The organism is bacterium (assembly GCA_004322275.1).
Lineage (GTDB): Bacteria > Desulfobacterota > Deferrisomatia > Deferrisomatales > BM512 > SCTA01.
This window is the reverse complement of sequence record SCTA01000014.1, coordinates 49743-62404: the sequence shown is the minus strand read 5'-3', so window position 1 is coordinate 62404 and position 12662 is coordinate 49743. Positions and strand designations below refer to the sequence as shown.

The 12662-nt window shown below is 57.9% G+C and carries 11 protein-coding genes; 1 reads left to right on the top strand and 10 read right to left on the bottom strand.

Going from position 1 to position 12662, the window contains the following annotated elements; genetic code table 11:
* Position 1: 1 nt before the first annotated feature.
* The 3 genes from EPN96_04285 to EPN96_04275 all read right to left on the bottom strand — a co-directional run bounded on the left by EPN96_04285 (position 2) and on the right by EPN96_04275 (position 1923).
* The gene (locus EPN96_04285) at positions 2-958 is read right to left on the bottom strand and encodes a tetratricopeptide repeat protein (protein ID TAL17748.1); all 957 of its coding nucleotides are present in this window, start codon (positions 956-958) and stop codon (positions 2-4) included.
* 112 nt (positions 959-1070) lie between these two features.
* On the bottom strand, positions 1071-1397 hold the full coding sequence (locus EPN96_04280) for a hypothetical protein (protein ID TAL17747.1): 327 nt from the start codon (positions 1395-1397) through the stop codon (positions 1071-1073).
* 166 nt (positions 1398-1563) lie between these two features.
* Positions 1564-1923, bottom strand: a complete 360-nt coding sequence (locus tag EPN96_04275) for a cupin (protein TAL17746.1) — start codon at positions 1921-1923, stop codon at positions 1564-1566.
* Between the two features lie 105 nt (positions 1924-2028).
* Between EPN96_04275 and EPN96_04270 the strand changes: the two genes are divergently transcribed.
* On the top strand, positions 2029-3306 hold the full coding sequence (locus EPN96_04270; protein ID TAL17745.1) for a tyrosine--tRNA ligase: 1278 nt from the start codon (positions 2029-2031) through the stop codon (positions 3304-3306).
* Between the two features lie 143 nt (positions 3307-3449).
* On the opposite strand, the gene EPN96_04265 is transcribed toward EPN96_04270, so the two are convergent.
* From EPN96_04265 to pilB, 7 genes are all read right to left on the bottom strand, one after another.
* A complete protein-coding gene (locus EPN96_04265) occupies positions 3450-3896 on the bottom strand; it encodes a hypothetical protein (protein ID TAL17744.1) in 447 nt (148 codons plus the stop codon).
* Between the two features lie 96 nt (positions 3897-3992).
* Complete coding sequence (locus EPN96_04260; protein TAL17743.1) at positions 3993-5495, bottom strand: cobyric acid synthase; 1503 nt, start codon at positions 5493-5495, stop codon at positions 3993-3995.
* Positions 5496-5549: 54 nt separating this feature from the next.
* Positions 5550-6914, bottom strand: a complete 1365-nt coding sequence (locus EPN96_04255) for a sigma-54-dependent Fis family transcriptional regulator (GenBank protein TAL17742.1) — start codon at positions 6912-6914, stop codon at positions 5550-5552.
* A 4-nt stretch (positions 6915-6918) separates the two neighbouring features.
* A complete protein-coding gene (locus EPN96_04250) occupies positions 6919-8508 on the bottom strand; it encodes a hypothetical protein (protein TAL17741.1) in 1590 nt (529 codons plus the stop codon).
* Positions 8509-9723 (bottom strand): type II secretion system F family protein, encoded by a 1215-nt coding sequence (locus tag EPN96_04245; GenBank protein TAL17740.1) that lies wholly within the window; start codon positions 9721-9723, stop codon positions 8509-8511.
* A 29-nt stretch (positions 9724-9752) separates the two neighbouring features.
* On the bottom strand, positions 9753-10871 hold the full coding sequence (locus tag EPN96_04240; GenBank protein TAL17739.1) for a PilT/PilU family type 4a pilus ATPase: 1119 nt from the start codon (positions 10869-10871) through the stop codon (positions 9753-9755).
* Positions 10872-10935: 64 nt separating this feature from the next.
* Complete coding sequence (gene pilB, locus EPN96_04235; GenBank protein TAL17738.1) at positions 10936-12630, bottom strand: type IV-A pilus assembly ATPase PilB; 1695 nt, start codon at positions 12628-12630, stop codon at positions 10936-10938.
* Positions 12631-12662 lie beyond the last annotated feature (32 nt).

Below are 12662 nucleotides of genomic sequence, written 5' to 3'. Positions count from 1 at the left end.
GTCAGTTCCCCAACTGTCCCAAGAGGTTTACCAGCTCCATTCTGGCCTGCTGATCCTGCTGGTTGGGGAAGCGGACGAGATTGTCCAGCAGGATGGCGCGCGCGCGGTCCCTCTTGCCCAGAGTCATCAGCGTCCTCCCCATCTCGATCCTTATCCAGTAAGTCTTGGGATTGGCGGGATAAAACCCCAGAATCTCCTCGAAAACCCGGACCGCCTCCTCGGGACGCCCGAGTATAAGGAGAACTCTGGCCTCTAGTTCCCTGCCCGGAAGGTACCGGGGGGCGATTTCCTTCAGCTTTTCTATGCGGCCGAGAGCTTTTTTAGGGTCGCCGGCGCGGAGGAGGACCTGCGCCTCGCTGTAAGCGGTTATCCGGGTAAATACGCTGCGCATGTTGAAGCGGGCTTCCGAAAAGGCGGGGTCGGCCTCAAGCGCTCTTTTGAAGTAAACCACCGCGAGATCATACTGCCCCAGATAATAGTTGGCGATTCCGATTCCATTCAGTATCTGCGCGGCCTTTTCGGTTTCCTTGTCCAGTTCGAGGTATTTTTCGAGCGCGGGTATGGCCCTTTCGTAATCGCCCCCCTTGAGATACAAAAATCCGTGAAAAAGGTATACCTGAAGGGCTTCCGGAGGGACTTCCGGCGCGGGGGCCGCGATTATTTTTTCCGTCAGCTTTGTAAAAGCCTGATCGGCCTCGCCGTAATTGCGCATGGTTCTTTCAAAGAGCATCTGGTTGGCGCGGCCGATGCCGAGGAGGGGCAAAAAGTCCTTGGGGTCAGCGGCGGCCGCTTCCTTGAAAAGGGAGAGGGCTTTGGCGTCCTCCCCTGCCTTCAGGGCGGACATTCCGTCTTTATAGAGGGATCTCGAATACTTGTCGTACTCGGCCGGGGCGCAAAAAACCGCTTGCGCCGGCAGAAGCGAGGCGAGGAGTAAAAGCATTATCCGAAAAATGCGCATCTGGCCCGCCTGAAAAGCAAATATAACTTTGTTTTATTGTACCCAAAGGGCGGACGAAAGCGCAAGAAGCTTACCCCGACTCCGTCGAATCGCTCCGTCATGGCGGGAAAAGTCACTTGCTTTCAAAATATTTCGAGATGCCGGGTACGGTCTTGGTTGCTTCTTCTTCAAGGCCGTAAAATTCCACGCCTGAAAAAATCTCGGAATTCTTGCCCCTGTACTCGTAGAGCACCCGTCCTATGGGCTTCAGGTAGTTTCCCGAAACGTTAAGGTCTATGCTGAAAACCCTGCCGACCCCGAGGAATTCGTCGCCCTTCAGAAGGCAGCCGCCCTCCCCGAGCTGATGGACCTCTATCCGCACGGGATCGTCTTCAGCACCTATCTCCAATAGCTTCGCAGGGAAGGCGACGTTGGCCCTCGAAAACTGTCTCTTATCCATCCCCAACCTTTTAAACCAAATATAAATATAAAAAATCCCCAGTGCCCGGACATCTTAGCTCGCCATCCTCATACCCGCAAGGGCAGGCGGAGAAATATTTTTTCTATTTTTGAATACAGCCCGTACGGCGAAGGTTTTTCCCCGGAGCAAAATCGAAATCCTCTCTTCATGAATTCTCTCTGTTGACCTTTTCAGGCGAAAAAGCAGGGAGGCAGACCGCAATGTACTCGGCGCCCTCCGGGGTTGAGTACTTTACCTTTTCCCCTTTTCCGGCCTTTACCGCCTGCCCCGCTCTCACGTCCAGAGTCTCCCCTTCCGTTTCCACCCGGAGAAAGCCCTTCAGAACGACCGTGTACTCGTCGAACCCGGGGCGCTGGGCCGGCTCGGACCACCCCGGAGGGCTTACCATGCGGGCTATGCTGACCTCGCCGTCACCGCTTCTCGCCCTGCCGAAGTACTCGAAGATGTTTTTCGGCGGGGTGCCTGCGGCTTCGATCAGCATGGGCGAATCGATCAATACGGCCATTTTTTGCCTCCTTTTTGGCTGGAAGGATTAATTTTTTTGAAAAAAGCCTGTAAAAAGGCATAATACCTCACCTCGATTTAAATTCGGTTCACCGGAGTTTGCAAGATGAAATCCGTATACGAGATTCTTGAAGAGCGCGGCTTTCTGGCGCAGTGCACAGACGAAAACCTCCGAGACATACTCTCTAAGGAGAAAAGAACCATATACATCGGCTTCGACCCTACCGCCGACAGCCTCCACCTCGGGAGCATGGTTCCGATAATGGTCCTCGCCCACTTCCAGAGGTGCGGCCACAAGGTTCTCGCCGTGGTCGGAGGGGCCACCGGCATGATCGGGGACCCGAGCGGCAAGAGCGAGGAGAGAAACCTCCTTACCCCGGAGCAGGTCGCCGTCAACTCCGCGGGAATAAAAAAACAGCTCGCCTCTTTCCTGGATTTCACCGGCGGCAACCCGGCCTTTCTACTCGACAACCACGAGTGGATAGGCCCGATGACCTTCATAGACTGGCTTCGGGACGTGGGCAAGCACTTCAACCTCAACCACATGCTCTCAAAGGATTCGGTCAAGGGGAGGCTGGCCTCCGAGACCGGCATCAGCTACACCGAGTTCAGCTACCAGACGATGCAGGCCTATGATTTTCTGCACCTTCACGACGTTTACGGCTGCACCATACAGGGCGGCGGCAGCGACCAGTGGGGGAACATCGTCGCCGGAATCGAACTCATCAGGAAAACCCGCCAGAAGACCGCCTACGGCCTGACCTCTCACCTCATAACTACCGCGAGGGGCGAGAAGTTCGGCAAGAGCGCGGGGAACGCGATCTGGCTGGATCCCAACCGCACCAGCCCCTACAAGTATTACCAGTACTGGATAAACACCGACGACCGCGACGTGGAGAAGTATCTGGGGCTTTTCACCTTCCTCCCGATTGAGGAGATACGGGCGATAATGGAAAGCCACCTCAAAGACCCCGGCAAGAGGGAGGCGCAGCGCCGCCTCGCCATCGAGTCGACCCTCCTCGTTCACGGAGCGGAGGGGCTCGCAAAGGCGCAAAGGGCAAGCGGTGTCCTCTTCGGAGCCGAGATTGCAAAAATGAGTGACGCGGACCTGGCGGACATCTTCGCCGACGTGCCTTCGGTCGCGCTTGATTCCTCAAGAATCGCAAGCGGCATGGCGATAGCCGACCTTCTTTTCGAGTCCGGCCTCTGCGCATCAAAGGGGGAAGCGCGCCGCGACCTTCAGGGCGGCGGCATCTATCTGAACAATAAAAAGCTGGAAGGGGTGGAAAAAAGCGTGACGAGAGAGGACCTCGCCACCGAGACCACGCTGGTGCTGCGGAAGGGTAAAAAGAATTACCTTCTTGTGAAGTTTCTCATGGTCTAAGAGGCTGTTAAAAACGTCGCGAGAAGCTCCGGTTTCGAGGAGACGCGCAACGAGAAGCGAGACATAACTTATCGTTAGGCGAGCGAGAAGCGAATCGCGACGAAGAAAACGGTGCTCGCAGCAGTTTTAAACAGCCTCTAACACTACCTGACGATAATAAAGACCTTTAGCTTGTCGTCCCAATCCCTCTCGGCCATGCGCGAGTACTGGAGGGTCACGAGAGCCGTCTCCCGCCCCGCCAGAGTAGACCATGGGGCCATGTACTGGCGGACGTAAGCTTCTTCTTTTTTGGAGGTATCGAGCTGCTCGACCCAGCTCCAGAATCCCTTTTCCCCGAGCTTGTTGGGAAAATTGTTCGCGTCGCGCATGTTTTTTCGCAGAAAATCAAGCACTTTGATGGGAGGATAGGGGGCGGTAACCTCGTAGATAAGCTGCCAGCCGCTGCCGTCGCCGACGGGGTTGCTCTGGACGTTGGCCGCGCCGGGATAGATCAGTTTCTGTATCTTCTCGGGCGGCTCGGTCCGTCCGGCGCAGGAAACGAGCGCCAGCAAAACCGCAAATACCGATAAAAACCGTACCGTAAGCCTCATGTTCCCTCCCTGCTTATGCCGACTCGCCCCACCCGCTAAAAAAACAATATCACAAAATAAAAGGGTTGGCGACCTGCATGAAAACAAGGGCCGCCGTCAGGCCCCTCTTTCAATTATCGCCCTTATGGCGTCCAGATCGAGGTGCTCGCGAAGGAGTTGCGCCAGCTTCTCGTACCCCTCCTCCTTTCGCTCCCGGAAGGTGGAGCTCCCCGCAAAATACCCCCTGTGGCGGGCCAGCAGGGCGTCTCTGAAGAGGTCGTTGTCGAAGATCCCGTGCAGGTAGGTGCCGAACACCCTGCCGCCATCGGCGACGCCGCCGTCCTCGCGAAAATCGGGGGAATCCTTCCGGCGCAGGTTCATCAGCGGCTTCGTGTTTTCGCCCAGAACGGTCCTCCCCATGTGTATCTCATATCCTGCGAGAAGCCCCCTGTCCTCGTAGAAGTCGAGCGCCCCCTCGCGGACGACTCCCTCCGACTGCGCGGTTATCTTTTCGGGCTCCATCACCGTTTCGGCGTCAAGGAGTCCGAAACCCGCCTCCTCGGGGATGTTTCCTTCGACGCCGTGGGGGTCCCGGACGACCCTGCCGAGCATCTGAAAGCCGCCGCAGACCCCGGCGATGGTGGCCCCGGCCCTGTGGTTTTCGAGCACCTCGTCAAAAAGCCCCGATTTTTTCAGGGTGATGAGGTCGTCGATGGTGTTTTTGGAGCCGGGAAGTATCACTATGTCGGCGCGGCCGAGTTTTTCGCCGGGCCGCACGAAGTCGAGCCGGACTCCCGGTTCGCCGAGGAAGGGGTCGAAATCGGTGAAGTTCGACATCCTGCGGGCGACGACTACCGCCACGCGGACGACCGCCGGACCCTTGCCCGCCCTCGCCGAATCGAGGTGGAGACCGTCCTCCTCTTGTATGAAGAGGTTCCCGAGCCAGGGGACGGTGCCCAGAAAGGGCTTGCCGGTCCGCCGGGTTATCTCCTCGTAAGCGGGCGCGAGAAGTGAGGCGTCGCCCCGGAATTTGTTGATTATGAACCCCTTTACGAGGTCCGCCTCTTCCTTCGATATCAGGGCAAGCGTTCCGACAAGCGAGGCGAAGACCCCTCCCTTGTTTATGTCTCCGGCGAGAAGGACGGGTGCTCTCGCTTCGAGGGCGAACCCCATGTTGGCGATATCCCCCTCGCGAAGGTTTATCTCCGCGGGGCTTCCCGCGCCTTCGATAATAATGAGGTCGAAGCGTTCGGAAAGTTTCCGGTAGCTGTCGAAGACCACCTCCCGGGCGGTCTTCTTGAATTTGTGGTATTCGAGGGCCTTCATGTTCCCGTAGACCTTGCCCTGTAGGATCACTTGCGCGCCCACGTCGGTGGTGGGCTTTAGAAGCACGGGATTCATGTCGGTGTGCGGCGAAATGCCCGCCGCCTCCGCCTGAACCACCTGCGCCCTCCCCATCTCGCCACCCTCGGGGGTTATGAAGGAGTTGAGGGCCATGTTCTGGGGCTTGAAGGGGGCCACCCGTATCCCCTCGCGGCTGAAAATACGGCAAAGACCCGCGACCAGGACGCTTTTGCCAACGTCCGAGCCCGTCCCCTGAATCATCAAACACTTCGCCATCGCTTTATTTATTTCTCCGCATCGCAGGGATTGAGCAGGTTTTCGGGAGATATCTCAGGAAATTCCCAGTTTTTCGAGTTTGTAGCGGAAGGAGCGGAAGGAGAGGCCGAGAAGCTTCGCCGCCTCCGTCTTGTTGCCCCCCGTCTTTCCGAGCGCCTCCCTTATGTAGTGGAGTTCGGTGTTCAGCAGGGTCTCCTCCAGGTCCACCCCGTCCTCCGGCAGCCGCTCCAGCCTTGGGGCTCCGCCCGCCGCCTCGTCCAGCAGATAATCCGGCAGACTTTTCATCGAAAGCTGCTCCCCGGATTCCAGAGCCACCGCCCGCTCGATTATGTTTTCCAGTTCGCGGACGTTGCCCGGAAAATCGTGGCTGTCGAGACACCGGAGAACCTCGGGACTTATTCCCTTTATCGTTCGGCCGAAAGCGACCCGGAATTTTTCGAGGAAGTAGTGCGCCAGAAGGGGTATGTCGTTGCGCCGGTCGCGAAGCGGGGGAAGCTTTATGGCCACTACGTTCAGCCGGTAGAAGAGGTCTTCGCGGAACCTCCCGCCCTTCACTTCCGCAGAGAGATCGCGGTTGGTCGCGGACAAGATGCGTACGTCCACCTCTATCTCGCGATTGCCCCCGACACGCTTTATGAACCCCGACTGCACCGCACGAAGGAGCTTGGGCTGGAGAATAAGCGGCAGTTCGCCGACCTCGTCGAGAAAGATCGTGCCGCCCGACGCCTCCTCGAAGAGCCCCGCCTTGTCCGAGGTTGCGCCGGTGAAACTCCCTTTCTGGTGGCCGAAAAGCTCGCTCTCCAGAAGCCCCTCGGGTATGGCCGAGCAGTTTACCGCGACGAAGCGCCCCTTTCTTCCTGAAAGCTCGTGTATACGCTTGGCCACTATCTCTTTTCCGGTGCCGCTCTCGCCGGAGATCAGCACCGTCACTCCCGTCGGGGCCACGCGCTCGACAAGATATAGCATTTCAAGGGCGCTGGTGGACTTCGTTATGAAATCGCCGCTCGCGCCGGAGGTCAGGATGCGCCTTCTAAGCTCGCGGTTTTCCCTTGAAAGAGCGCCTTTCTCCATCGCCTTTTGGACGGTGAGGCGGATGTGATCGACTAAAAAAGGCTTGGTTATGTAATCGTAAGCGCCCTTTTTCATGGCGTTGACCGCCGTCTCGGCGGTTCCGAAGGCTGTTATCACTATTATCTGGGCGTCGGGGTCGTTCTTCTTGGCCTCCTCCAGCACTTCAAGCCCGTTGCCGTCGGGGAGCTTCAGATCCGTGATTATGAGGTCGAAGGCGTCGCTCTTGATCTTCCGGAGGGCTTCTCCGACCCCGGCCACGGCATCGACGGCGTAGCCCGACTGCCGAAGGAGAATCGAGAGGAATTCCCGCATGGACTGTTCGTCGTCTACGACAAGTATTCTTTCCATATCTTTATCGTCCGAATCTGAAGAAAAAAACCGCGCCGTCCGGCGAGACGGTTTCGAGAGACACCGTGCCACCGTGATTTTCAACTATGCGGTGAACCAGCGCAAGCCCAAGTCCCGTGCCGGAGCTTTTTCCCGAGACGAATGGCTCGAATATCCGGTCGGCTATCTCCCGGGGTATCCCCGGCCCGTCGTCGGATACCGTCAACTCGAACCCGCCGTTACCGGCACCCCCCTCTACCGTCACGGTAACTTTGCCTTGGGAAGCCTCCGCGCTGTTGCAGAAGAGATTCAGGAGCAACTGCTCCATGGCTTCGCGGTTGCCGTAAAATTTTTCCCCCTTTTCAATCCTGTTGACCAATATGAAATTATCGCGCCCCTCCCCCTGCCTGAAGAAAAGGGCCACTTCATCGACAAGCCTGCAAAAATCGAACTCTTCCCTTACCGCCTCCTGGGGCCTGGCGTATCTCAAAAATCCGGTTACGAGCTTGTTGAGGCGCTCGGTCTCGCGCAGGACTATCGTTATGAGCTGTTTTTCGGTCCCGCCTTCCGGGCAGAGGTTTCCCGAGAGTATCTGCACCGAGCCGGAGAGGCTTGCAAGGGGGTTTCGTATCTCGTGGGCAAGACCGGCCGCGAGCCTGCCGACGGCGGCAAGCCTGTCGCTCTGCTTTAGCCTCTGCTCCAGGCGGTGAATCTCGGTCAGGTCCTGAAAGCTCAGTATCTTTCCTATCCTCTGCCCGTCGCGCCCGACGAGGGGAGCGACGTTGTAGCCGAAAAAGCTCTTTCCGCCGCCCAGGCTGGCCTCTTCGCGCCCCGTCTTCTCGAGGTCGAAGATAGACCCCATCGCTCCGGCGTCGCCGGCGTCCACACCCGCCCCCAGGAGCATTTTTCGCCCATGCTCGTTGCAGAACATGAGCCTCCCCTTCGGGTCGAAGGCGGCGAGCCCACCGCCCATCGAATGCAGTATCGCCAACTGTATGTTCTCAAGATCGAGTATCTCGGTCCGGGCCTCTTCAAGCCTCTTGTCCGCGCGGCGGAGTTCCTCGGCCAGAAATCCCGAAAGAATCGCGACTGCGTAAAAGGAAACGATATGAAAAGTCATCCTGAATGGCAGGGAGAGACCGCTTATCTCTATTCCGTGAATGGGAGAGGCGGGGGCCGCCAGCCTGTAGACCTGAACTATGCCCACAAAACCGTAAGCCAGCGAGGACCACGTCGCTGCCCCGAACGCGCCGGGCCGGTAGAAGAGCATGGCCGCGCCGATGATTATGAGCGGGTAGATGAAAACCACCGGCGAAGAGAGGCCGCCCGAGAGAAAGACAAGCCCCGTGGAATACAGGACGTCCCACAGGGGCTGGGCCTTCAGCAGATTTTCGTTGCAGTAGCCGCGGTGTATCGATACGGCCGTCAGAAGGGTGAATCCGAAAGAGACCGCCGTAAGGAGAATGAACCAGAGAAGGGCCGCGTCAAGAACCCTTCCCTGATTGATCGCATAGACGCTAACCAGCGGGATAAGCGCGGTAAGTACTATGGCGCGGCCGAGAAGATACCCTCCGGCTCTTCTGAAGGAAGCCCTGGGGATCCGCTCGGGCACCATCTAACCTCCCGCGACGGCGCCCGCCATTGTGAAGACCGGCAGATACATGGCTATGACAAGGCCGCCTATCGTGCCTCCGAGGAAGACCATCAGCATTGGTTCGATCGCGGAGGTGAGCGCCCCGACGGCGTCATCGACCTCCTGATCGTAAAAATCCGCGATCTTCGAGAGCATCTGGTCAAGAGCACCGGTAGCCTCGCCTACGGAGATCATCTGCACGACCATCGAGGGAAAGACCTTTGTCTCCGCGAGGGGCTCGGAAATCGAGCGGCCCTCCGAGATCGAGGAGCGGGTTTTCAGAATCGCCTGTTCGATGACCACGTTGCCCGCAGTTCTGGCGACGACGTCGAGACCTTCGAGGATCGGGACGCCGGAGGAAATGAGCGTGCCGAGGGTTCGGGTGAACTTGGCGACGGCGACTTTTCGTATCAGCGGTCCTATTACGGGGAGTTTCAGGAAGAACTTGTCGAAGAGGGCTTTTCCCCTGTCCGAGGCGTAGAACCTCTTCACCAGAGTGAGGAGGATTATGAACGCCCCGACGATGAGGAGGAAGTAGCTCTGGACGAACTCGCTCAGGTTTATGACGAAAACCGTCGGCGCGGGCAGCGCCTTTCCGGCGCCCGAGAACATCTTCTGGAATACCGGGATGACCCAGATGAGGATGATGGCTATGACGATTACCGCGACGGCCATGACCGACGCCGGATACACCATCGCGCCCTTGACCTTCTTTTTCAGAAGCATGTTTTTTTCTATGTAGTTCGCGAGGCGATTCAGGATCGTATCCAGTATGCCGCCCACCTCGCCCGCCGCCACGAGGTTTACGAAGAGCCTGTCGAAGACGGTGGGGTGCTTCCCCAGCGCCTCGGCGAAGGTCGAGCCCGATTCGACGTCGTTCTTGACTTCGGAGAGCACCTTCTTGAAGGCGGGATTTGGCTGCTGGTCGGCCAGAATCTCAAGGCACTGGACCAGCGGCAGCCCCGCGTCGATCATCGTCGCGAACTGTTTGGTGAAAATCACCAGATCGCCGGTCTTGATCTTCGTCTTCAGGAAGGGAAGGCTGATGTTGATCGCCTCCTTGGCTTTTTTCACCGAGGTGACCTTAATGCCCTGCGCCGATAAAGTGGCTTTGGCGGTCGCCTCGTTTGCCGACTCTATGATCCCGCTCTGGGTCGAGCCGTCCTTGGCGCGCCCTTGCCAATTAAACTTGGCCATGAAATTCTCCCTTTAGCAAAATGAGCTGACTATTGAGGTCTTCCCGGTATTGCGGTCTTTCGCTGCTGAACCACGTCCGGGCTTCCCCTGTTAATCATCTGCCTCAGTTCCTCGGAATCCGGGCTGCGGAGGAGGGCAAGCTCGGCGTTAATCTCTTTTTTGTTGATGAGATGAAAAAGGTGCTGGTTCATCGTCTGCATCTGGAACTTGTCCTGCCCCATCTGCATATGGGAATAGATCTGGTGGATCTTGTCCTCGCGAATGAGGTTTCTCATGGCGGAATTCGGCACCATGATCTCGCAGGCCAGCACGCGGCCCTTGCCGCTTGCCTTGGGCAAAAGTATCTGGCTGATGATCCCTTCGAGGACAAAGGAAAGCTGCGCCCGCACCTGCCCCTGCTGGTGGGAGGGGAAGACGTCGATTATGCGGTTCAGGGTTTGCACCGCGCCGTTGGTGTGAAGGGTGGCCATGCAAAGGTGACCGGTTTCGGAGACCGTGAGGGCCGCCTCTATCGTCTCAAGGTCGCGCATTTCGCCGATCAGGACGACATCCGGGTCTTGGCGCAGGATGTAGCGGAGCGCGGTGTGGAAGCTCTCCGTGTCGGCGCGGACCTCGCGCTGGTTAACAACGCACTTTTTATGCGGATGGAGGTATTCGATAGGGTCTTCGATGGTCATTATGTGTTCGTGGCGGGTGGAGTTAATCCTGTCCACCATCGAGGCGAGGGTGGTCGACTTGCCGGAGCCGGTCGGCCCGGTGACGAGCACCAGCCCCCTCGGCCGCTTCGTTATCTCCTCGACTATCGGCGGAAGCCCGAGTTCGTCGAAGGTGAGTATCTTGAAGGGAATCGTTCGGAAGGCCCCGGCGACCGCGCCGCGCTGGATGAAGATATTGGCGCGGAAACGGGAGAGATTCTTGACGCCGAAGCTAAGGTCGAGCTCGTTTTCCTCCTCGAAACGGTGCTTCTGGGCGTCGGTGAGCACCGAGTAGCAGAGCATTTTCGTTTCCGGAGGAGTCAGCGGCTCCATCCCCTCGATAGGAAAGAGGAGGCCGTCGATGCGTATCTGGGGAGCGGTTCCAGCGGTGATGTGAAGGTCTGAGGCTCCCTTGTCCACCATCGTCTTCAAAAGCTGGTGTAGACTTGCCACGGCATTTCTCCTCTGGGTTTAATAATGAACGTCCTGATACCGCGCGTGGCGCCAGGTTAATCGGTCAGTCGTGCGCCGTTGTCCTTACAATCTCGTCAATCGTGGTGACGCCTTCCTCGATCTTGTTGATGCCGCTCATGCGAAGGCTGTTCATGCCGTTTCGTATCGCGGCCTCTTTTATCTCCATCGAGGAAGCGCCGTTCAGAATGAGGTCGCGAAGCTCGTCGCCGATGGTCATGACCTCGTACAGAGCCACGCGGCCCTTGTAGCCCGTTCCGTTGCAGGTGGGACAGCCCACGCCGGCCATGCAGGTCATGTTGGCGGCGCGCTGGGGGTCCACCCCTATATCGGTGAGGGCCTGCAGGGGAACGTCTTTGGGCTGCTTGCAATCCTTGCATATGCGTCTCGCGAGACGCTGGGCGAGAATGAGGTTTGTCGCCGAAGCCACGAGAAAAGGCTCGACGCCCATGTTCAGGAGGCGGTTGATGGTGCTCGGCGCGTCGTTGGTGTGAAGCGTGGAGAGCACGAGATGGCCGGTGAGGGCGGCCTTTATGCCGATCTCGGCGGTCTCGAAGTCGCGAATCTCGCCGACCATTATGATGTCCGGGTCCTGGCGCAGAAAGCTTCTGAGGGCCGCCGAGAAGTTGAGGCCTATTTCGTCGTGCATCTGTACCTGATTTATGCCGGCAAGGTTAAACTCAACCGGGTCTTCCGCTGTGGAGATATTGGTATCGATGGTGTTTAGCTCCGACAGGGCGGAGTAAAGGGTGGTCGTCTTCCCGGACCCCGTGGGCCCGGTGACCAGAACCATGCCGAAGGGCCGGTAGATAGCCTCCTTGAAATCTTTCAGCGCCTTGGTCTCGAAACCCAGCTTGGTCATGTCGAGCTGGAGGTTCGACTTGTCCAGAAGACGCATGACTATCTTTTCGCCGAAGAGGGTCGGCAGGACGGACACGCGGTAGTCCATGTCCTGATCGCGGCTTATCTTGAGCTTTATGCGGCCGTCCTGGGGCAGACGCCTTTCCGCGATGTCGAGCTGCGCCATGATCTTTATTCGGCTGGTTATCGCGTTCTTGAGCCGGAGCGGGGGCTTCATTTCCTCGTAGAGTATGCCGTCCACGCGGTAGCGCACGCGAAAGCTCTTCTCGTAGGGCTCTATGTGTATATCGCTGGCACTCTTTTTGATGGCGTTCATGAGGATCATGTTGACGAGCTTGACGACGGGGGCGTCGTCGACCGCCTTTTCCAGATCCCTGATGTCGACCTCCTCGCCCTCGCCCACGACTTCGAGGTCCTGCAGGTCGAGATCGCCCATTACGTCCATGAGGGTGGCCGACTGGTCGTAGTATTTGTTTATGGAGTTCTTTATCGCCGTGGGCGCGGCCAGAACGACTTCGACGTTGTAGCCGGTCAGGAATTTGATGTCGTCGATGGCGAACATGTTCGAGGGGTCTTCCACGGCCACGATGAGGGTGGAACCGACCCTGTTTATCGGTATCAGGTGGTATTTGTGGACGAGTTCTTCGGAGACGAGCCGGATCACGTCCGGGTCAACGTCGTAACTGTCGAGATCGACGGGGGGGATGCCGTACTGTTTGCTGAGGGCGGAGACGAGGGTCTCCTCTTTTAAGAGTTTGAGCCTGACAAGCGCCTCGCCAAGCCTTCCGCCGTTCTTTTCAACGTCTTCGCGGGCCTTTTTCAGGGATTCTGCTGAAACGAGATTCTCCCTGAGTAGCATTTCCCCGAGTTTTTTGGACATATTCGATCCTTGGAGTTGGAGTTTTTTATATT

What these genes read in the sequence shown, in the direction of transcription:
- EPN96_04280 (TAL17747.1), bottom strand. Translation starts at nt 1,397, where the DNA reads ATGGATAAGAGACAGTTTTCGAGGGCCAACGTCGCCTTCCCTGCGAAG.
- EPN96_04275 (TAL17746.1), bottom strand. Translation starts at nt 1,923, where the DNA reads ATGGCCGTATTGATCGATTCGCCCATGCTGATCGAAGCCGCAGGCACC.
- EPN96_04245 (TAL17740.1), bottom strand. Translation starts at nt 9,723, where the DNA reads ATGGCCAAGTTTAATTGGCAAGGGCGCGCCAAGGACGGCTCGACCCAG.
- EPN96_04250 (TAL17741.1), bottom strand. Translation starts at nt 8,508, where the DNA reads ATGGTGCCCGAGCGGATCCCCAGGGCTTCCTTCAGAAGAGCCGGAGGG.
- EPN96_04270 (TAL17745.1), top strand. Translation starts at nt 2,029, where the DNA reads ATGAAATCCGTATACGAGATTCTTGAAGAGCGCGGCTTTCTGGCGCAG.
- EPN96_04255 (TAL17742.1), bottom strand. Translation starts at nt 6,914, where the DNA reads ATGGAAAGAATACTTGTCGTAGACGACGAACAGTCCATGCGGGAATTC.
- pilB (TAL17738.1), bottom strand. Translation starts at nt 12,630, where the DNA reads ATGTCCAAAAAACTCGGGGAAATGCTACTCAGGGAGAATCTCGTTTCA.
- EPN96_04265 (TAL17744.1), bottom strand. Translation starts at nt 3,896, where the DNA reads ATGAGGCTTACGGTACGGTTTTTATCGGTATTTGCGGTTTTGCTGGCG.
- EPN96_04260 (TAL17743.1), bottom strand. Translation starts at nt 5,495, where the DNA reads ATGGCGAAGTGTTTGATGATTCAGGGGACGGGCTCGGACGTTGGCAAA.
- EPN96_04285 (TAL17748.1), bottom strand. Translation starts at nt 958, where the DNA reads ATGCGCATTTTTCGGATAATGCTTTTACTCCTCGCCTCGCTTCTGCCG.